The sequence below is a fragment of the Varibaculum prostatecancerukia genome (assembly GCF_943169825.2).
Taxonomy (GTDB): Bacteria; Actinomycetota; Actinomycetes; order Actinomycetales; family Actinomycetaceae; genus Varibaculum; species Varibaculum prostatecancerukia.
Map to the genome: position 1 here is coordinate 1,587,111 of NZ_OW968402.1, position 19,877 is coordinate 1,606,987.

13 protein-coding genes are annotated in these 19,877 nt (G+C 49.1%); 7 read left to right on the forward strand and 6 right to left on the reverse strand.

All coding sequences use genetic code 11. The features are described 5' to 3' along the window. Nucleotides 1-58: 58 nt before the first annotated feature. Nucleotides 59-3,565 carry a SpaA isopeptide-forming pilin-related protein gene (locus tag KO216_RS06900; RefSeq protein WP_215523508.1) on the reverse strand — a complete coding sequence of 1,169 codons (3,507 nt, stop codon included), beginning with the start codon at nt 3,563-3,565 and terminating at the stop codon, nt 59-61. Nucleotides 3,566-3,942: 377 nt separating this feature from the next. On the opposite strand from KO216_RS06900, the gene KO216_RS06905 reads away from it, so the two are divergent. The 7 genes from KO216_RS06905 (at nt 3,943) to KO216_RS06935 (ending at nt 12,284) form a co-directional block, all read left to right on the forward strand. Next, nucleotides 3,943-4,236 (forward strand): addiction module antidote protein, encoded by a 294-nt coding sequence (locus KO216_RS06905; protein WP_215523509.1) that lies wholly within the window; start codon nt 3,943-3,945, stop codon nt 4,234-4,236. 514 nt (nt 4,237-4,750) lie between these two features. Further along, nucleotides 4,751-5,968: an amidohydrolase gene (locus tag KO216_RS06910; RefSeq protein WP_215523510.1), complete on the forward strand. Its 1,218-nt coding sequence runs from the start codon at nt 4,751-4,753 to the stop codon at nt 5,966-5,968. A 540-nt stretch (nt 5,969-6,508) separates the two neighbouring features. Continuing rightward, nucleotides 6,509-7,630, forward strand: coding sequence for an extracellular solute-binding protein (locus KO216_RS06915; protein WP_251451964.1), 1,122 nt, complete (start codon nt 6,509-6,511; stop codon nt 7,628-7,630). Nucleotides 7,631-7,722: 92 nt separating this feature from the next. Then, nucleotides 7,723-8,625, forward strand: a complete 903-nt coding sequence (locus KO216_RS06920; protein ID WP_309547289.1) for a carbohydrate ABC transporter permease — start codon at nt 7,723-7,725, stop codon at nt 8,623-8,625. Between the two features lie 7 nt (nt 8,626-8,632). After that, complete coding sequence (locus tag KO216_RS06925) at nt 8,633-9,466, forward strand: carbohydrate ABC transporter permease (protein ID WP_215523512.1); 834 nt, start codon at nt 8,633-8,635, stop codon at nt 9,464-9,466. A 14-nt stretch (nt 9,467-9,480) separates the two neighbouring features. Then, complete coding sequence (locus KO216_RS06930; protein WP_215523513.1) at nt 9,481-11,274, forward strand: glycoside hydrolase family 2 protein; 1,794 nt, start codon at nt 9,481-9,483, stop codon at nt 11,272-11,274. A 62-nt stretch (nt 11,275-11,336) separates the two neighbouring features. Beyond that, the gene (locus KO216_RS06935) at nt 11,337-12,284 is read left to right on the forward strand and encodes an ArsR/SmtB family transcription factor (RefSeq protein WP_215523514.1); all 948 of its coding nucleotides are present in this window, start codon (nt 11,337-11,339) and stop codon (nt 12,282-12,284) included. 314 nt (nt 12,285-12,598) lie between these two features. Here KO216_RS06935 and KO216_RS06940 read toward each other — a convergent pair whose 3' ends face one another. The 5 genes from KO216_RS06940 to KO216_RS06960 form a co-directional block, all read right to left on the reverse strand. After that, nucleotides 12,599-14,065 carry a glycoside hydrolase family 32 protein gene (locus tag KO216_RS06940; RefSeq protein ID WP_215524090.1) on the reverse strand — a complete coding sequence of 489 codons (1,467 nt, stop codon included), beginning with the start codon at nt 14,063-14,065 and terminating at the stop codon, nt 12,599-12,601. A gap of 153 nt (nt 14,066-14,218) precedes the next feature. Beyond that, on the reverse strand, nt 14,219-15,619 hold the full coding sequence (locus KO216_RS06945; protein ID WP_251451967.1) for an ABC transporter substrate-binding protein: 1,401 nt from the start codon (nt 15,617-15,619) through the stop codon (nt 14,219-14,221). An 8-nt stretch (nt 15,620-15,627) separates the two neighbouring features. Further along, on the reverse strand, nt 15,628-16,581 hold the full coding sequence (locus tag KO216_RS06950) for a carbohydrate ABC transporter permease (RefSeq protein ID WP_215523516.1): 954 nt from the start codon (nt 16,579-16,581) through the stop codon (nt 15,628-15,630). A 10-nt stretch (nt 16,582-16,591) separates the two neighbouring features. Further along, the gene (locus KO216_RS06955; protein WP_251451970.1) at nt 16,592-17,464 is read right to left on the reverse strand and encodes a carbohydrate ABC transporter permease; all 873 of its coding nucleotides are present in this window, start codon (nt 17,462-17,464) and stop codon (nt 16,592-16,594) included. 95 nt (nt 17,465-17,559) lie between these two features. Then, nucleotides 17,560-19,737, reverse strand: coding sequence for an alpha-galactosidase (locus tag KO216_RS06960; RefSeq protein ID WP_215523517.1), 2,178 nt, complete (start codon nt 19,735-19,737; stop codon nt 17,560-17,562). Nucleotides 19,738-19,877 lie beyond the last annotated feature (140 nt).

The window sequence follows — 19,877 nt, forward strand, 5'->3', positions numbered from 1 at the left end:
CTATAGGCTGCGGAGCTCTTTTACCGCCCCGTATCTATACCCTGTTGAGGAAAATCTGCTACCGCTGTTCGCGGCGACGTAGGATTAGGTATCCTCCGGCGAGGCATGCCAGCATGGCACCTAGCGCCACGCTAACTTGCGCACCAGTCTTTCCTAGCTTCTTATGCACGTCACCAGTATTGCCCGGCTTGCCCGGAATCTTGGTACCCGGTTCCGGCTCGTTGGCCACATAGATATAGGCACCATCGTACTGCTGGGTTTCATCCGCAGGATTCTTCCAAATGGTGAAGGTCAGCGGCTCTTCTAGTAGCTTGTAGCCCTTAGGAGATTTCACTTCTTTCAACTGGTACTCGTACTGGTCGTTCTCATCGCTAACCGACAGCGCCCATTTGAGTTGTTCCTGGTCGCCCCTAATGGTGACTTCCCCATTCTTATCGGTAGTAAACCGCAGGGGCTCTTTCTCAGCCTGCTCTGGGGTAAGCTTCCCCATCAGCGGCTGGAATTTACCGTCCTTCTTCTCATAGAGTTCGAACTCGGCGCCTTCCAGCTGAGTGGTCAAGTCACGGGAATCATGCTTATGAATGGTTATTCCGGGGTTGGGGGCGCTACCGCCCCCGCCCATACGCACTGCCACGGAAGCTTCAACCTTGGACTGTTCCTTCCCGACCTCGACCTCGTTACCGTAGTTAACCAGATCCTTGCCGATTACTTTCGCTTTATAGGTGACCACTACTTTCTGCTTGTTCGGCACCTGCATAGTGAGCACCCCGTCCTTATACACCGGCCGGTAATCATAATCGGCGGGGGTCATCTTCAAGGTTTCCGGCTGCAGACGCAGATTTGTCATCTGGTCTTTGAAGTTCGCAGTCTGCGCCCCATTAGCAATATCTAGGCCGCCGGGGTTAATGGTGACCGTAAAGGACGCCACATAGTTGTTACTCAAAGTAGGCTTGTCAGTTAGCTCTTTGGTGAGGGGGGCATACTTGTATTCGGCATCCACAGCTTTCGTGGTCACCGGCCCCCAGGTGGCGGTGTTGCTGACCTTTAAGCTTTCTGGGTTCTTATTGATGGCATCTAGCGCTGCCCGACTAACCGGAATTAGCGAGTAATCCAGGTAATAGACAGATTGCTTTTTGCCTTCCGAATCCTTCGGCAACTTATCAGTCTTCATCTCGAAGTTAATCACGCCATCTTGCTGTGCGATCTTTAGGTTCTCTACACCTGACACATTGGGCTTCGGGTCGTCAGCCAACTTTAACAGTTTGGCATCGAACTTGTCAGTGATCTGGAAAGCATCCTTTTCATATTTATCCAGTCCTTCGAGGCGTAGCCGGTAGTTGAACACCGGATAGTCAACCCCGCCGATTTCCTTGAATTTAATGCCGTTGAAGGTTTTGTGAATGCCTTCGGGATCCGGGGTTGCCGCTGCCGACGCGGTGCGGTCAATGCCATTGGCGGTGGCCTTCACCCGATTTACGTGCCGGTATAGACTATCGTCACCAGCGCGGTAAGCCTTTACCCATTCTGGATCATTATTGGTAGTGAAAGTAAGTTTTACCGTGCGCTCGATGGGCTTCTGTTGATCGTCTAGTTCATTATTTTCCAGAAGTCCTTTTTCTGTATGCTCTTTATTTTTGAAAAACTCAATGGTAAATCCCCTATCGGGATTCTCAGGGTCTGGTTCGAACGTATAGTCTTCGTCTCCGATCAAGCCTTGAACCGTGATCTTGGTGTCTTTATTCAACGTGTCCTGGAAAGATTTATCGCCACTCTTGGCTGCCGGCAGGGTATCCGTCAATACTAGGGAGTCATAGCCCTGCGGCACCACATTGACGGCTACCTCCCAAGTGACCTTTTCTGGATCGGCGGAAAAGGCTTTCTTTTCAACGTTAAAGATATGCGGAGGGGTGAGGCCGACGGTGGGAGCCACTACTTCCTCCGGGCCATTGGGATTGCTAGGAGTCCGGCTGGAAGCACCATTCTTCACCGAAGTCGGCACAATCTGCTGGGTGACATCTACCTGGGTGGTATAGGTGATTTCGTAGCTGGAATTTTCTGGGTCAGTATCAGTACCGGGCAACACGTACGACCACTCGAACTGTGTATCCAAATCGGTGATGCCAACGTCTGCCCATTTAATCTCGCGGGTTTTCTCGATAGAGTTGCCCTCCGCGTCCTTTTTACCCTTGTTGACCACGAGCGTAATGCCGTCTCCCGCGTACTTCATCATCTTTTGGAACTCTTCGGGGATGGAGTCTTTGACTTTATTACCTGCCACCTTCAGCTTCGAGTATTTATTAACGTTCAGCGTCCACGGCTGCTCGTAGATTCCCGACTTAGGAGCCGTTTCTTTCGGACTGCCAGCACCCTTGGTGATGGTGCCGATCTTTAGCTTATGCTCCAGGTCATTAGTGGTCTCTTTAGGGGCGGGAATCTGGTCAGAAACCACATTGGCTTTATTCTCAGTTTGAGCCTTGGAGCCAGCCTCGTCCGGGTTAATCTTGGAGTAATCAACGCTGGCGGAGTACTCGACCGTGACCCGCTCCCCATGCGTCATCTTGGGGATGGTCACCGTAAACCCATTTTTGCCAAACTGCGGTACGCCAGGTTTGGGGGCTTGCTTATTCGAGGACTTGATCTTGAATGCTTTGGGATCTTTGTCCAGGTGAAGCGCGGTGTCGTCACCTTGGATCTCGTCAGAAATCACCACATTTTCGTTAGTGTTTATGGAGTTAACCGTCAGGGTGTAGAACACTTTCCCGGCAGCAAAATCATGGCGCGCACTCTTAGTGATAGACAGATCGGGATCGTTAGAAACCACTACGTCCATATGGACGCCATTTTTCAGGTCGATCTTAGAGGCGTCTTTTGCGAACTTTACATCTAAGGTGACAAAGAACTTGGCCTGCGGGGACTGAGTTAACTTCTCATCTTTAGCTAGCTTTACATGGATTTTATTGTCTTTCGTCACCCAAAAGGTATTGTCCTCAACGGGTTTCCCTTGAGCGTCGATCGTGAACTTTAGCGGATTTTTGGTGGGAAAAGCCTGCAGAGCGGCAGGTAAAGCGTAAACGAGTTCAGTATCGCTAGGTATTTGCCATTCAGGACCGGGTTTCTCGGCAAATCCTAGTTTCAACTGGTAAGGGGTGTCCGGGTGGACTTTATATTTCCCTTCCGTATCTTTGGTCAGTTCGGCGCCACCGTAGGACAGCGTCGCATCGTTAGTTAGGAACTTGGTGAGGTCAAAAGTGCCGTCTGCTGGATCCGGAGCAGGCGCGCCCGGTGCTTTCGCGGGACCTGGTTGCTGCGTCGGGTTTGCGGGAGTGGTGCTTTCCCCCGGCGAGGTCGCGGGGGCACCGGCAGGGGCAGGCGAAGTAGTAGTGGCAGCGGGGTCGCTAGCTGTCTGAACGGGGGCGGAAGTGCCATCCCCGCTTGGCTCCGCATAGCTGACCCCAGCTTGCGGCCCAAATCCCAGCAGCAGTGTAAACGCTAACAAGGGAAGCAATAGTTTTAAGGCACGATATTTCCTTTTTTGCCCCATTGCGCGAGTGGATCCCGTTTTCATACTTATCTCTCCCTGAGTTAATGCGCCTATTTCCCCTGTTCACAACAGTTAAGCTACACTAATAAATCTCTCATATACCACCCTACTATATACCTCCTACCTTTAGAAATACAGAGGGAAATTTTATTTCCCAAATGCTTTTTGTTGCTAAAAAATAGCGACTTCCCGATTTTTACCCCACCGCCATAACCTCAAGTTTCCCCCGGCCCCCAACAACCCCCGGAACTCCAGCGCCCGCCCTCATCGGTAACCAAACCATCCTTGCCGACCCGTATCCCACAGGATACGATTAGTAAAATCTAAAAGCTAAAGACGATCCAAGCTCAGGACATAGAAAAGGCGAAGAATCTCGCTAAACAGCTGAAAGAGGAGGGAACATGGCAATAAATATTTCAAGCTGGGACGCCAGCGAGTATCTGGAAAGCGCAGATGACATAGCTGCCTACTTAAATGCTGCTTTAGAGGACGGGGATCCGGCAATCCTGCAGGCAGCTCTCGGGGACGTTGCAAAAGCCCGAGGAATGAGCGCTATCGCCCGGCAAGCAGGTCTGGGGCGCGAATCCCTCTACAAGTCATTATCACTAGAGGGCAACCCCTCCTGGGCAACTATCACCAAAGTATTAAACGCGCTCGGCTTACAGCTAGAAATCAAATCGCCGGTTTCCGCCTAACTTTCCCGAGGTATCACCAACCTCCCCCTAAGGGAATAGCTGGGAAGCGGAAAAGCGCTTTTTTCTGCTTTAGGTGAATCTGCTTCCTAGCGCGGTTTATTTAATATTTTCGCACGTCACTGTTTTTTAAAAGCTATCTCCTTGCGGTTCTACAGAGGTTCCGTTGCGGTTTTACAGTACTTTCGTTGCGGTTCTACAAGAGTTTCGTTGCGGTTCTACAGCAGGCAAAACCATCCCTTAGTCCTCCGCGAGTGGCTAAAGCGCCCGAAAGACACCCATACAAATTCGCGCCGGAGGGTGATTCTGCACCGGGAGGGTGAAAATGTCGCCTATCCCCCTAAGCACTCCCAATTCCCCGAACCAAACCACCCTCCAACGATGAAAGCGCCCTCCAGCTACGAAAGCGCCCTCCACAGACAACGAACCACCTAACTTGTCGTCCCTCCCCCCCAACCGGGAGGGCGATTTTGCAGCAGGAACAAAATAGAGTTAAGAAAAATAGGAGGAGTTTAAGATGAGTGATTTCGATATTGCGGAGGCCGTAGAAAAGCTAGGTTCCTGGCAAGAGGAAACCTACAAGTGTCTACATCAGCACCCCGAGCTTTCTATGGCTGAAACCGAAACCTGCGATTTTATTTACCAGCAGCTGCAAGATTTTGGTTATGAAACTCAAAAAATCGGTGGCGGCGTCGTGGGGGTGCTAAAAAACGGCACTGGTAAGACCACACTTTTCCGCGCCGATATCGACGGACTGCCAGTAAAGGAAGAAACCGGACTGGACTACGCTTCCACTATCACCCGGCGCGATCAAGACGGGAATGAAGTCCCCGCGATGCATGCCTGCGGACACGACGTGCATATTACTGCTGGTCTGGGGGCAGCCCGGGTACTGGCCGAGAACCGGCAGGCCTGGGGCGGCACCCATATTGCGCTTTTTCAACCCGGTGAAGAAACCGCCGAGGGCGCAAAGTCAATGGTTGCCGACGGGCTAGTTGAGAAACTTCCCCGCCCCGATGCGGCTTTCGGCCAGCACGTCCTCACCGGTCCTATGCCTACCGGTTCAGTCGGCACCCATATTGGCGCCATCCTCTCGACTGGCGCCTCTTTGAAAATCACGGTGCATGGTAAAGGCTCGCATGGATCAATGCCTCATATGGGAGTTGATCCGGTGGTGCTCGCCTCGGCGATTGTGCTGCGCCTGCAAACTATTGTGTCTCGCGAAATTGATCCCTTTAAGATGGCGGTAGTGACCGTGGGGTCACTGCAAGCTGGTTCCAAGTCGAATATCATTCCCGAACGCGCCACCTTGCTGGTTAACATCCGCGCCTATGACCTGCAAGTGCGCGAGCACCTCTTGGCGGCAATTAAACGGATGGTGAACGCCGAATGCGAAGCAGCCGGAAGCCCCGAGCCTGCCCAGTTCGAGCTTTACGATTCCTATCCCCTGACCAACAACGATGCCGAAACCACTAAAACGGTAACCGACGCATTCATTGCACACTTCGGATCAGAGCGCGTAGGTGACTGCGGCGAAGTTCCGGCCTCAGAAGATTTCAGCACCATCCCGGATGCGTTCGGAATCCCCTATTGCTATTGGGGATTAGGAGGATTTCGCGAAGAGGACCCCAAGTTCCCCAATCACAACCCCAAGTTCGCACCCATCATGCAACCCACGCTAGCCACCGGCACCGAAGCAGCGGTGGCTGCAGTGCTGGCTTGGCTGGGGAAGTAGAAAGCGTTATTCCCTGTGAGGAACTTTCCATATGCTCCCACTTCACAATCCCACTTTTTAGGAAAGCATTAGCGTTAGCGCAAAGCCTAGCCCAATTCCGCAGGGAATCCTGTCAGGATATTCCGCATACGTAAGTTACCAGCGATTCTTCTCCACGAGAAAGGTGCTATCGAACGCACGCGGGCTGATAGCCGGTTATTATCTCCCCAATACTACTGTTTTAGACGTTAGCTAAACCCAGATAGTTGCGCAAAGTACAAACTATCTTGCATAGCGCTATAACTGCGATTAGAAAAATTGCAAAAAAATACATCTATTTAACGCCTAATTGTATTTTCTTCAAAGTATATTGATGCAAAAATAAGGATGAATGCAAAGATGCATGGCAAATTATCTAATCACTAAGGAGTGATAATGAAAAGGATAGCCAAACTTGCAACCGTTTGTGTTGCAGCTTTAGCACTCGGTGGATTATCCGGATGCAGCGGGAGCAGCAGTTCCTCGAAAAGCAACGACTCAGAAATAATAGTTTGGAGCCAAGTGACGGGCCCCGATGCAAAAGCGGCAAAAGCTACTTTTGACGATTACAACAAGACTAATCCTGACGTAAAAGTTAAGATGCTCACGATGAAGAAGGATACCTTCAACGCCAAGCTAGCTACCACGGCTCGCAGCGGTAAGGATGTGCCCGATATTGCGTGGGTGGCGTCCGAAGAGGTTCCTTCTTGGCAGAGCCAAGGAATTTTAGATTCTTGGGATAAACTAATTAAAGGCACGAAGCTAACTAAAGATGCTTATTTGCCAGCCGCTTGGACTGCGGGACAGGTGGATAACTCTCAATACGGAATCCCCGGAACCATGGGTACCTGGGTCATGTATTACAACAAAGATTTAGTCGATAAGTACGTCCCTGGCGCCATGGATGACGGCATAGCAACTTTTGAAGAAATAGAAAAGGCAGGTGCTGCAGCTAAGGCCGATGGCGTCTATTCTTATGCAAACTCTTGGCCGTTCCAGAACTACGATAATCTCTATCTACAAATGGGCGGTAAGTGGACTGATAAAAATGGCAACATCTCCGTAGACAACGATACTTCTACTAAGGTCTTTGAAGAGTTAAAGAACCTTTTAGACGAGGGTTACATGGTTCCGGACGGCAAGGAAGCAGTCAAGTTGTTCATGAACGGTAAACTGATTTTTATGCCCGAGGGAACTTGGCAACTCTCCACAGTAAAAGACGCGAAATTCGAGTGGGGAGAAACGACAGTTCCCCAATGGGATCTGGAAAACCTAGTCCAATGTTCCGGTGCTGATCAGTACGTAATAATCAAGAACAAGAGTGGCCGATCCGAAGAAAAGCTAAAGGGGATGGTGGCTTTCATGGAATGGCTACAGTCTAACCAACTCGAAATGTTGAAATCAGGGGCAAACCCCTCGGCTAAAGCCATGCTAGACAACTCAGAATATGCGAGCATGCCGCAATCCTTCCTGTTAAAGCAGGAAAACATCGCCAAATCTGTCAACGTAATCAACACTCCTGGACTCAGTTATGTAAACACCGAAATCGATGCCAGGGCATGGGACATGATCACTGGTAAGGCCAATATCAAGCAAACTATGCAAGATATCCAGAAAATCGCTGAACAGAAAATGAAAAAGTAATATTTAGCACCCGTTTTGGCGGGTGGGTACCCTGGGGTACCCACCCGCCAAACTTAAAAATCAGACCATACCATTTTTGGGGTTGTATAGTTATGAAATCCGAAACCAAAAAACACAAGAGCCGTATACGCAATGGCCTGTGGGCGACTTTTTTTATAGGGCCACATAGCGTTCTGTTCATATCATTTTTCTTATTTCCGGTCATCTATGGGATCTATGCATCCTTCACAAAATGGTCTCTCTTCAATGACCCGATTTGGACGGGACTAGCAAACTATAGAGAACTACTATTTGATAAAAATTCCATATTCCACGACCAGTTAGTAAATGGGCTATCTGCAACACTAATTTTCGTGGTTTTTACTGTTCCTCTATGCATAATAGTCCCTTTGATACTGGCGGCAATGTTACAGACACAGCAAAAGTTTAAGAAAATTTTTCAAGCAGTTTTTTACATTCCTTCTATGTTCGCTGTTTCAGCTGTAATGCTAATTTTCGCTTTTTTGCTAAGCCGTTCTTATGGGCCCTTTACCGAATGGTTCAACTTTGATCTCAACGTTACTCAAACGCAGCCTTACGCGTGGCTGGCGTTGATTCTAGTCACCGTTTGGTGGTGTATCGGACAAAATTTAATTATATATATCGCCGCATTGGGCGGAGTTTCTCAGGAAGAAATAGATGCCGCAAGAATAGATGGAGCTTCAAATTTCCGCATTCTCCGTCAAATACAACTCCCAAGTATCCAACTGCCAATGCTTTTTACAGTAATCACAACTACCGTTTTACAGTTCAACGTTTATGGCCAGCCTCTGATGCTGACAAATGGCGGGCCGAATGACTCCACAAAAGTACTACTCATGAGTATTCAACAAAATGCATTTGGATCAGGGGTACCGGTTGCTGGAATGGCATCGGCGATGGCAACAATACTAGGGCTGGTAATCATCCTGGTTTCCGCAGTGGAACTCATCATTCTAAAACTTTGCCAAAGGTAGGTAAGCCATGAAGTTTAGCACCGTTGAAAAATTTTTTGCCGGAATTATTCTCTTAGTACTTTCAGTCCTATGGATATTCCCAGTTGTTTGGGCATTTTTCACCTCATTCAAATCCAAAGATGAGATTATTTCTAGCAGTTTTAGTCTGATTCCTAAGAAATTCACTTTGGCTAACTATATCGAACTGCTAAGCGCCAATGAACAAACACCTGTATTGACTTGGTTTTTCAACTCGTTGGTAATCTCCGTAGGTGAAACGCTGCTTGTGTTAATTGTTGTTTCACTCGCAGCCTATGGATACACCCGAGTTAATTTCAAGGGAAGGGACGTACTCTTTCTATTTTTACTATCGACGATGATGTTCCCCTCAGTCCTTAGCTTAATTCCTAACTATAAAATCGTAGACACCTTGGGGCTTTTAAACTCTCCCCTGGCTGTAATATTGCCAGGAGCGGCCGGAGTCTACAATGTTTTCTTAGTTCACCAATTCGCCAAGGCAATCCCTAGTGAGCTAGATGAGGCAGCTAGGATAGACGGAGCGAGCCACCTTCAAATTTATTTACATGTGATAATGCCTTTATTAAAACCAGCTCTGACGGTTGTAGCGTTATTTACTTTCACCGCGGCATGGAATGATTTTTTGTGGCCCTCAATTGTACTCACCGATGTGGGAAGCATGGCTATAACCCCTGGCCTGCAACTTTTACAAGGCCAATACGAAACCTACCCTGGTATTTCTACCGCTGGCGCATTAATCGCCTTACTACCAATGCTGGCCATATTTATTTTTGCTCAAAAGTATTTCATGGAAGCACTGCACATGACCAGCGGAATCAAGTAATTGGAGAACTTCCTATGATCTATTTACGTAATGAGTATCCACGTCCGCAGTTTAAGCGGGAGAACTGGCAGAATCTAAATGGAGTATGGAATTTCTGCTTTGACGACGAAGACAGGGGTCTGCGTGAACGCTGGTTTTTACAAGACACCCCTTTCAAGATGCAGATCAATGTCCCTTTCGTTTATGAATGTGAGCTCAGCGGCATTAATGTCCAAGAGCGACACGACATTATCTGGTACAAACGCGATTTTGATACACCGACCTTAACCCCACAACAACGCTTAATACTGCATTTTGGAGCAGTCGATTATCAAGCACAAGTATTTATTAACGGTCAGATGGTAAAAGAACACATCGGCGGCGAAACCCCGTTCTCTATCGATGTCACACCTTTCCTCGAAAAAGGGACTGTTCAAAGCCTTTGTTTACGAGTTCAGGACCCGCTTGATAACCAAGAAATACCGCGTGGCAAACAGTTCTGGATGCCGAAATCCCAGGGAATCTGGTACACGCGAAGCACCGGAATCTGGCAAACAGTTTGGTTGGAAGTTGTAAACGATCAACATATTGAATCTCTAGCTATCGAACCCGATTTGGACAGTGGAACTGTTGAGTTCAATATTAAAACTAAAACCAGCAATCAAAATACTATCCTGGGTTTGAAGATTTATTACCGCGACCAACTGGTCGTCGAGACACGTACCAAATGTATAGAGCCCAAACTAAAGTTTTCTGTGGATATCGTGCAATCAGATGTCTTCCGAACAGGTTTTCATGACAGCGATGAATACTTGTGGAGTCCAGAATATCCCAATTTATTTACTGTTAAACTAACGCTAATAGATATTGATTCAAATATTGAAATAGACTCTGTTAGCAGCTATTTCGGAATGCGAAAAATACATTCAGAGAATGGAATTATTTGTTTAAACAACAAGCCTTACTACCAAAAATTAGTTCTTGACCAGGGATATTGGCCTAGAGGCTTACTGACTGCCCCTGAAGATAAGGATTATCGTCGGGATATTTCCTTGGCGAAAGAGATGGGCTTCAATGGATGCCGAAAACATCAAAAACTTGAAGATCCCCGTTTTCTCTATTGGGCAGATAAACTAGGTTTTCTAGTTTGGGAGGAATGCTCCTCTACCCCGTTTTTCACTGCGGATTCTCAGATAGCTATTTTCGATTCTTGGAAAGAGGTTTACCTGCGAGATCGCAATCATCCCTGTATCATAACCTGGGTACCACTAAATGAAAGCTGGGGTGTTCCCAATATTCACTTAGATGGGAAACAACAGCACTGGGCACAGACTCTGTATCATTTGTTGCGTTCACTCGACGACACTCGTCTGGTGAGTTCCAACGATGGTTGGGATCAAACTGTTACCGATATCTGTGCCATTCACAATTATCGGTTCGGCAAAAATGAAGACGACCCCGAGTTCAAAGAATTCTGCGAGACTCTTAGTACCCCGGAGGCGTTAGTGTCGCAATATGTTAGCGGACGCCCGGTATACGCCAATGGGTTCAGTTATGGCGGCGAGCCCATTCTAGTTACTGAATGCGGGGGTATCGGATTTGCTACCAATCAGGAATCGGATTGGAGTTACCTCAGCGTATGTTCCGAAAAAGAATTTTTATCTGCCTATCGACGCCTAGTTTCTGCACTCTGCACTTCAAAGTATGTGCAGGGATTCTGTTACACCCAGCTCACGGATGTCGAACAAGAGGTGAATGGGCTACTAACCTACGACCGCAAGCCCAAATTCGATTTGAAGGAACTACACCAGATTAACGCAAACAACTAGCTCAGCAGCTAGAATTGGAAAGGACAATAGATCACTCGCAAAGAGCCCGGAGAACACTAGGTATGGAACTTCGTCTGGACAAGGAATCCCTAGTAGTTTACCGGGCTCTGGCATCTGATTCACGGCTTAGCATTCTCCAACAGCTATCTCAAAAACCCGCAACCGCTACCGAGCTGGCAAAGATTTTACACCTTAGTAAGACAACGCTTTCGAGACACTTAAACCAGCTACGCCAAGCAGGCTTGATACAGGTAAAAGAAGACTCTCAAAATGAAGATCGCCGCCAAAAAATAGTTTCCTTATCTGTCGATTCCATAGAAATAGTTTTCCCTTCGAAGATTTACCTCCCCTTTGAACGTGTCACTCAGAAAACACCTATCGGTTACTATTCGGACTTCCAAGCCGAGCCCACCTGCGGGTTAGCCAGCAGGACCAAGATTATCGGGGTAATTGATGATCCTCGTAGCTTCACTTGCAACGATAGAATTCGCTCCCAGCTATTATGGTTTTCCTCCGGGTTTGTATCTTATCGATTACAAAACCCTTTAGACTCAAATCAACATGCGGAGATGCTCGATATTTCTATGGAAATTTGTAGTGAATATCCCGGATCCAACAACGAGTGGAAAAGCGATATTTTATTTACAATCAACGACGTCGATGTAGGATCTTGGACGAGTCCCGGAAATTTTTCTGACGTTCGTGGCATCTTGACGCCCTCGTGGTGGAAATCCAACTTGAGTCAATATGGAAATCTGATTCATCTACGAATTAATCACGAAGATAGCACGGTGAATGGTAAACGTATATCAGGCTGTACCTTAAATGATTTACGTCTTCATTCTTCCCCCTTCCTTACGGTTAAAATTGGAACAAAACCTGACTCTCCTAATCAAGGGGGACTTACTATATTTGGGAAGTATTTTGGAAATCACGCGCAAGATATAGTAACCACCTTGTATTATTCGGAACCGTCAGTTCACAGCAGGGATAGCGGCACGCTCCTCTAACCTCGGAGTGTTCTTCTGTTACAGTTGCGGGTTGAGTTCAATCCTGAACTACCCCAACTTTCTTCTGATTACCTGAATAATGCAGTCAGTGAGTGCTTTAGGATTATTGCTCAGTAAATCAGGGTGTAAGTACTGCACTTTCACCAGTATTTTGTTGCGGTTCTACCGAGGACGCAAAGGGCATTTCTAACAAGTACGACTACTAATGATAGAAAGTTGTGGGCAACCGATTCTCCGGCTGCCCACAACTTTAGGCTAATTCTCAAACCGTTAATAGCAGGCAGAATGCACTACTAGCAACCGCCAGCGATCACTCAGTTTCCCCAGATGGATCTGAGACTATGAATCTTTAGGTCGCTGACCGCAATCACTCCCCCAACAGAGGCGATACTGACCCCGCGTTTATCCCCAGCCGGGAAAGCCAGCGAAGATAAACTATAGCGACCATCATTGATGAACACCTCAAGCGAGCCGCGATCAATGATTACCCGCAGTTTCAACTCCGCTCCCCCCACGTAGGGAGCAGAGCGGTAACCGCGATCACTGGAGCCACTTTTACCCCGGTCAAGGATCACTCGATTCGATAGCGTGTCGTAAGCAACCTCGGTATAGCGGTCGACACTTGTTTGTTGCAGCAACAAAGAAACCTGTTCAGAGGAGGTTTTATCCAGATCTACCGTCAATTCTATTTCCCCGACGCTCATATCAGACGCGATTTCCACGGTGCTATCGGTATCCACGGTGAACGCACCTTTATCGACAGTGTTTTCACGTAACCTATCGAACTCTGGGATCGGGGTAGCAATAATTCCGAAATCTTCACCCAGCGAGACCTCCCGCGGGGTCGCCAGCTGCCCACTCCAACCATCTGCTGCTTGGCTGGCAAGCGGCAGGGTGAAGCCTCCCATCCACGCGAACATTAGGCGGCGGTTATCGGGAGAATGCATCGACTGGGTCGCATAAAAGTTGTGGCCGAAATCGAACTGGGCGAAGTTCTTGAGAACTTCAAAGTCCCCGCCCGGAGTCCAATTTCCTACCGCATAACCGGTGTTGTGTCCATTGCGTTGGTTATATCCCTGGCGACGTACGGAAGTCATCGGGCTGTAGACCAGCACCCATTTGCCATCAACTTCAAAAAAGTCGGGGCACTCGATCATAAACGTGTCCGGATCAGGATCTTCGTAGAGTACGCGATCAAATTCCCAAGTGTATAGATCGGCGGATGAGTAGAGCCAAACCTGCCCGCACCCCTCTGGCGTTTCCACACCGAGTACCAGCCACCATTTTTCGCCCTGTTTCCACACTTTAGGATCGCGGAAGTTAGAGATTCCCTTCGGATTCTCGATAACGGGCCCGTGTTTGGTGAAGGTAAACCCATCGGAGCTGACTGCCAGACATTGGCGTTGGATTGAGCCATCACCATCATCTTTACCGTTCGCCCAGCGGTTACCCGTATATAAAACATACAGTTTGCCCTGATGCTCGAGGGCGCAGCCAGACCAGACTCCGTCCAGATCGTATTCCTCACTGGGGGCAAGCGCGATGGGTTCGCGTTTCCAAGTCACCAAATCCTCACTTGAGAAGTGACCCCAATGCATGGGTCCCCACTGCGCACTATAGGGATGGTGCTGGAAAAACGCGTGATAGCGCCCTTGGAAGTAGCTAATACCATTAGGATCGTTGATCCACCCGGCGGCTGGAGCTAGGTGTACCTGCGGATACCAACGCGGGTTTACGTCCTCTTGCGCCGCAGAAACGAATTTATCGGCTTTTTGTAACAGTTATTGATGCTCACTCAAGGGATTCTCCTTTTAGCGGTTGCCACAGACTTTAAAATATCTATATCTCGCCATACCCCCCTAAAACGGAACTTGGACGCCCTCACCACAATCACGATAAGGGCGTCCAAGTTTCAGTCATTACCTTTAAATCACCTAATCTTTGCCACGGTTAGAGCGCATTAGCGTATTTACCCGCTTGTTTGCCTCCGTCAACGAGGACGGCTCGCTTTCAAAGGCGACAACCGAAGACATTGCCGGCTTCATGAGGGCATCTACCTGCGCCCACCGGTCAACTACTGGAGAGGGCACCGTAGTGCCTTCCTCAATATGAACCGAAAATGCGCGGGCATCAAACCCCATATCTTCAAAGGTTTTGATCGCTTTCTTCGTTGAAGAAGATATTGCCGGGAACACCGTACCTTGTTCAGCGATTACATCTTGGCATTGAGCCGAGCCTAGATATTTAACCCAACGCCAGGATTCCTTAGGATGCTTGGTGCCAATCCAAATCGAATCTGCCAAACCGTTCATTACCGAAGCACGATGCCCATCAGGACCGATTGGGGTGGGGGCAACTTGAATCGGGAGTTTAGTGGCGTTAGCGATAGTAGAAATATTCCACGACCCCTCAACCAGGCTGGCATATCCACCTGATCCCAGAGATTCCACAGTCCCGATCCCCGAGGATGCTACCGATAACGGCGGCATATATCCCTTATCAATCAAGGATCTCCACCATCCAATACTTTCCTGGAACTTCGGATCGTCGTAGTTAAAGTGCATCCCCCAGGGATTCTTTTCCGTCCAGGTCCAGCCCCCATTAGACAAAGCATAAGGTGACCACTGTACTTGTCCATATCCAGATCCAGCTTCGTTGTAGCCCAACGCGTAAACCTTGACATGCTTCTTGTCGAAACCAGGTTCATCCCCGCGAACGCCATTCACATCAACCGTGAGACGAGCAAGAAACTTTTCAAAAGTCCCTCCGTCTTTCGGATTCCATTCTAACTTCCAGAGGTCTTCTTGGGTATAACCTGCGGCTTTGACCATATCCTGGTTGTAGAACAGCGCCTCAGTATCCCAGTCTTTAGGAAGACCGTAACGATGTTTACCATCCGCAGACTCCCACTGTTCGGCAAGCCCCGGGGCATAATGACTCAAATCAAACTTCTCGGCCTTGACATAAGGTTCAATGTCCAGGAGCTGCCCCAAAGAAGAATACTTACCGAACTGCGAAGTATGATCGGTGAAAACATCTGGCGCATTTTCAGCCACCATAGAGGCTGTCATTTGCGTCCAATAGTCATCCCAACCGAACTGTTCAATTTGAATATGAATATCGGGGTTTTGTTTTTCAAAATCGGCAGCACATTGGCGGTATCCCGGAAGTTGTCCCGAATCCCATAACCAGTAACGCAATACGGTTTGCCCCGGTTTTCCACTCACTTGCGAACTACAAGCAGCAAGTCCCCCTGCAAGAATCAGCCCCAGGGTCGCCGCCAAAACAGCGGTGACCATTCGGCGCCCAGAAGCAGTAAACGCAGATTTTTTCATGTCGAGCCTCACTTAATTCCAGAGAATCCAACAGAGTTCACAATCCGCTTTCCGAGGATGATGAACAAAATGATAATGGGAAGTGCTGCCACTAAAGCGGCAGCCATCAGAGCTGTCCAGTCCGGCGAACCTTGCGGTTTTTGGGACCGGAAAATACCCAGCGCTACCGTCAGCACCCGCACATTATCGGACTGCCCCACCAATAACGGCCACATATAGTCGTTCCAAGCGTTAATAAAGGTCAGCACTGCCAGGGTAATGATGGGGGCAGAAGCCATCGGACAAATAACCCGGAAAAATACCCGGAACGGACCTGCCCCGTCGATCATTGCTGCCTCATCAATCTCACGCGGAATTCCGAGGAAGAATTGGCGCAAGAAAAATATCGAAAACGGAGTCATAAAGAAGGTAGGCAGGATTATCCCCGCGAAGGTATTGAGCAGACCCAGCTGTTTAATCAACACAAAGTTAGGGATGGCAGTGAAAATAGACGGTACCATCAGCGCCGATAGGAACAGCGCGAAAACCGCATCTCGTCCTCTCCACCTTAAACGGGAAAATGCGTAGGCTGCCATCGCCGAAAACAAGGTTTGGCCTATCATGACTGCTGCTGCCACCACGCATGAGTTACGCAGGTACAACCAGAAGTTGATAGAGGCTCCCGCGCCCCCTTGTGCCAAAGACTCCTCCGGAGTAGTCATCCCTAAAACCCGTTTATAGGCATCGAAAGTGGGATTTTTCGGCCATAACTGTCCCGGGTGTGCCAGCAACTCTGAGTTGGTCATCAAAGAAGATCGCAGCATCCACAAGAAGGGGAAAATCGTTAAAAATAACAAAATAATCAGGCATGCCCACGCACCGTAGAAACCTGGGCCGCGATGCTTACTGGAACCAGTCTTTTTATCCGCAGCGCCCTTTTTAGAGGACGCAGCTTTGGTATCTGTCACCGTTGAAACACTCATAACTCGCTCCTCACAGTTCGTCGGATTCGCCGGCGCGCATCAGTCGCAGCTGAATCAGCGAAATCCCAAATAGCAGGACAAATAGCACCATGGCGATGGCAGAGGCATACCCGAAGTCGAGCTGTCCGAACGCCAGATCCCAAATGTAGTAGTAGATAACCCGGGTGGCGTTGATGGGGCCACCTTTAGTGGTAATCGCTACCGTGTCGAAGATTTGGAAGGAGCCAGTCAAAGTCACCACCAAAACCATGGCGAGGACGGGACGAAGCAGGGGCAAAGTTATCGAGAAAAACTTTCGCCCCTCCCCAGCTCCATCAATATCGGCCGCTTCATAGACCGTACGGTTGATGGTTTGCAGCCCCGCGAAAACCAGTAGCGCCGTATAACCCATGTGTCGCCACACGTTAATAAATGCGACTGTAGGAATCGCCCAGGCGGATTCCCCAAAAAATGCGACCCGGTCTAGTCCCACCCAGGTGAAAATTTCGTTAACGATACCGATTTGGTAATCCATCATGAAGTACCAAACCAGGGCAACAACCACATTCGCTATGAAATAGGGCAACAATGCCATACCGCGAATAATGGTGGAGTTGGTTAAGCGCTGCAGCAGAACTGCCAGGACGATGGCGATAATGGTTTGAAAACCGATGTTAAGCACTACGTAGTACACCGTGACTTTTACGGCATTCCAAAATAGCGGGTCGTGGATTAGACGGCGATAGTTCGCTAATCCTGTCCATTTTTCGGGAGTTAGCACTGCGTAGTCGGTAAATGAAAAATAAAAACCGCGCAGTGCTGGTAGTAGGTAAAAGAAAAATAAGCCGATTCCAGCGGGAATCAAGAAAATTAACGCATATCGCGTTTGACGTGAGTTAACCACGCGGTGTTGCTTCTTCTCGAAGCAACACCCAGGGATGTGCTCATCAGCTTCTCCTTTCAGATTTTTTTAGGGAACAAAGCTGGGTTAAGCGCACATCATTGCGCAGTTAAAACTATCAAAACGGTTTGCATAGGATTGAGATCCGGTAGGCGAATGCCGGCTCTTTGCAGCACGGTTCCCGGTAACTCCAATCCCTCGCCCCACCAGGAAACCGTATCCTCGCCCCACCAGGAAACCGTACCTTCGCCCTCGCCAATCGCAGACTTGATTCCTTTGGGCAGCAGCTCCCGGAGCCGGTAAGAAATGGAACTATCTAATCCCGGTAAGCAAAGTGCTGGTGAGAGACGTTGAGCCGATGTGCGCAGGCGGGTCACCGCAAACACGGCCTGGGCTTTGTCCTCAGATACCACTCCATGAACCCAATAACCCTGGTCGGGGTGATCTACATGAACAGTTCTCCCAGAGTGCAAGAAGGAGCGCAGTTCCTTATGGAGAGCTACCCAGCTTGCAAGTTGCTCAATCTCTTCTGCAGTAGCGGATGCCAAGTCCCATTCAATTCCCATATGCGAGAACATAGCGTTGGAGGCGCGCAGAGCCAGACTTAGGGTACGTCCGGTTTGGTGAGAAACCGGGGAAGCCACATGGGAACCTACCAGCTCCGGCGGGAGTAGCAGGGAGGTGCCCGCCTCTATCAACATCCGCTCAATGGGATCGGTACAGTCAGAGCCCCAAACCCGAACAGCATATTCCATGATTCCCAGATCAATGCGACCACCACCGCTCGCGCAGGATTCGATTTCCAGATTGGGATGGGCGTTTTTAATTTCCTCCATGAGCCGATAGGTGGCGAGAGTTTGCTGGTGATATGCCGGAATCCCGCTGGCAGGCGATACCGCCTCGTAGAGGTCACGATTGAAATCCCACTTAATATAGTCAATCTGGGTGGATGCCAATACCGCTAACATCTGCGATTTTACGTGGTCAAAGGCCCCGGGATTGGTTAAATCCATTACCTGCTGGTGCCGGGCTTCTTGAGGACGATGGGTACGGGGGGAAAGCATCCAATCTGGATGATCCCTGGCCACTTGGGAGTCGGGGTTAATCATTTCTGGCTCAAACCACAGCCCGAACTGCATCCCCTTGGCATGCACTGCATCTGCCAGCGGGGCAAGCCCATCGGGCCACACGTCCTCAGATACTGTCCAGTCCCCCAAACTTGAGGTATCGTCGCGACGTCCGGAAAACCAGCCATCATCGAGCACGAACCGTTCTACGCCAACCTCAGCTGCCAGGTCTACCAGCTTTAATAGATGCGGTAGCGATTGATTGAAATAAACAGCTTCCCAAGCATTAAGGGTCACTGGACGGGGAGTCCTCGGATGGTTATCGCGACTGCGAACAAAACTATGCATCCGCCCTGCCGCCTCATCTAGTCCGCGCCCCCAAGTGCCAATGATCCAAGGAGAGGCGTATTCTTCACCCTTTTTCAGCACGACTTCACCGGGTAGCAATAATTCCCCTGCTAGTAGTCCTTGATATCCTTGAATATCTTTTTCGGCAATGGTGCGGGTATTTCCGGACCATGCCACGTGTACATAGTGAACCAGCCCGCTGCGCCAAGAAGTATTGGCTTCACAAGTTCCGTGGATACTGGATAGTGCGAGCCCGCGTGCGATCCGCGTGTCGCGTTGATGCGCTCCAATAGTGAACTCATGCTTTTGAATATCACGTTCTCGCAGATGATGCCCGGTTTGATCCAGAACATAGGTTTCTGCTGCCGGCGTAGGTAGTCCCAGCAATAGTGAATCCACCTGGTAACCGTCAGCGCCAGTGTTGGTGATCGTAGCTCGGGTACGGATTATGCCGGAGGGGACGATCTCAAGTTCCAAAGTGAGGTCGATATCAGCTTCCATGTCATGTAGTTTTGCCGACATAGCCGAGGCCGCACCGTCAGTTCCTTGATAAGTCAGTTTCATATCGGTCAAGTTGAAAGCCGAAAAAAGCGTGTTGCCGTTACGCGAACCAACTAACCCCGGTGTCCCTACCCAACCCTCACTTTGTTGCGGCACTAAAGAAAAGAGTGGGGAAACATCAGCGTTGCCTAAAACTATGGCCGGAAATTGCGAACGTGAAAAATTTTGACTTTGAGCAGCAGTTAACTCCCCGAGATCTTTCCCCCAGTAGAGAATCTGCGGAGTCCCCTGCTCCGTAATGCGCAAACATACCGAAGTGCCTCCATTACGAAGATTAAGTAACGCAGGAAAATTCATCATCAATCCCTCCTAGAATAAAAGCGGAGTAACGCCACACCGCGCAGACATATTTTCAATACTAAAAACAGTAGCGCGAGTGTAGGGCTGATACAACTACTTTTAAAAAAGCTGGATACGCCCTGGTTGACCAGACAGGAATA

Coding starts and splice junctions, on each gene's coding strand:
- KO216_RS06925 (WP_215523512.1), top strand. CDS start 8,633: ATGAAGTTTAGCACCGTTGAAAAATTTTTTGCCGGAATTATTCTCTTA.
- KO216_RS06905 (WP_215523509.1), top strand. CDS start 3,943: ATGGCAATAAATATTTCAAGCTGGGACGCCAGCGAGTATCTGGAAAGC.
- KO216_RS06920 (WP_309547289.1), top strand. CDS start 7,723: ATGAAATCCGAAACCAAAAAACACAAGAGCCGTATACGCAATGGCCTG.
- KO216_RS06935 (WP_215523514.1), top strand. CDS start 11,337: ATGGAACTTCGTCTGGACAAGGAATCCCTAGTAGTTTACCGGGCTCTG.
- KO216_RS06910 (WP_215523510.1), top strand. CDS start 4,751: ATGAGTGATTTCGATATTGCGGAGGCCGTAGAAAAGCTAGGTTCCTGG.
- KO216_RS06960 (WP_215523517.1), bottom strand. CDS start 19,737: ATGATGAATTTTCCTGCGTTACTTAATCTTCGTAATGGAGGCACTTCG.
- KO216_RS06900 (WP_215523508.1), bottom strand. CDS start 3,565: ATGAAAACGGGATCCACTCGCGCAATGGGGCAAAAAAGGAAATATCGT.
- KO216_RS06945 (WP_251451967.1), bottom strand. CDS start 15,619: ATGAAAAAATCTGCGTTTACTGCTTCTGGGCGCCGAATGGTCACCGCT.
- KO216_RS06950 (WP_215523516.1), bottom strand. CDS start 16,581: ATGAGTGTTTCAACGGTGACAGATACCAAAGCTGCGTCCTCTAAAAAG.
- KO216_RS06930 (WP_215523513.1), top strand. CDS start 9,481: ATGATCTATTTACGTAATGAGTATCCACGTCCGCAGTTTAAGCGGGAG.